Source organism: Marivivens donghaensis (assembly GCF_030410045.1).
Lineage (GTDB): Bacteria > Pseudomonadota > Alphaproteobacteria > Rhodobacterales > Rhodobacteraceae > Marivivens > Marivivens donghaensis.
The window spans coordinates 1-871 of record NZ_JAUFRA010000013.1 but is presented as its reverse complement, the minus strand read 5'-3'; the positions used below and the strand labels follow the sequence as shown (position 1 = coordinate 871).

Below are 871 nucleotides of genomic sequence, written 5' to 3'. Positions count from 1 at the left end.
AGCGTAGCAAAGTACGAGATAGCAGCCGATTAGCATCTCTACCTGACTTTGTTCGTTACGGACTGTTCATCATAAAGTTTGAGGGTTTTAATGCTGGCAGATGGAACACGCATGAACATCTGTTCTTGTTGCCAGACTTCAAGCCTGAACGGCTAGATGAAGCTCCTCATGTACAGGTGTCGGCTGGAGCAATTCCATTCAAACACTGGTTTAAGTACCTTGAGCAAGGTGACGCTACAGTAGACGGTTCCACTGGGTGGGGGACTATTCGTAATCCCCGTTTCGAGTACGCTTCTTGAGAGGACAGTTTCCTATAAGTACTCTATAGGGACTTGTCCTGACAGTGGGGCATGTCACACCCCCACGCCAAACCCCAAGGACATGACTACGGGACACACTAACCGCAGCTTTGGTTTAGCCATAAGACTGGTTTACACGGGTCAGACCAACCCTGAATAATGTCCTATGTACACTGAAGGTTCAGCATTCCTCTTGATGCCACTACAAGACATTACAATTATTTAATGTATTTATGGTGTAGCTCTGCTCTGTACACGACAGACATAGCCAGTGGTTAATCTATCAGTCCAAGCGTTAGGGGTAGTCTAACTACAGGGTCGCACTATCCCTGATCTACTCACCAGCTAATCTACCTTAAGTCATGCACTAGAGATGGTTAGTCTCTAGATGTCTTAACCTTCCATTCACTACCCCAAGTCCTACTCCATTATAGGAACGCTAAGACTGTTCCACTGAAGCATACCAACACAGAGTAATCAGCTTCAGGTCAGACCAAACTGTAAAACCCCGTGTGTTGCAGAGCACATATACGTACTACCCCAGTACCCCCTATGGCCCATGCAGGGGGGGG

At 47.2% G+C, this 871-nt stretch carries 1 protein-coding gene; it reads left to right on the top strand.

Annotation, left to right across the window (positions count from 1 at the left end):
• Positions 1 to 299 (top strand): hypothetical protein (locus QWY83_RS14195; protein WP_290246023.1); only part of this gene is annotated, 299 nt, incomplete at its 5' end.
• Between the last annotated feature and the right edge of the window lie 572 nt (positions 300 to 871).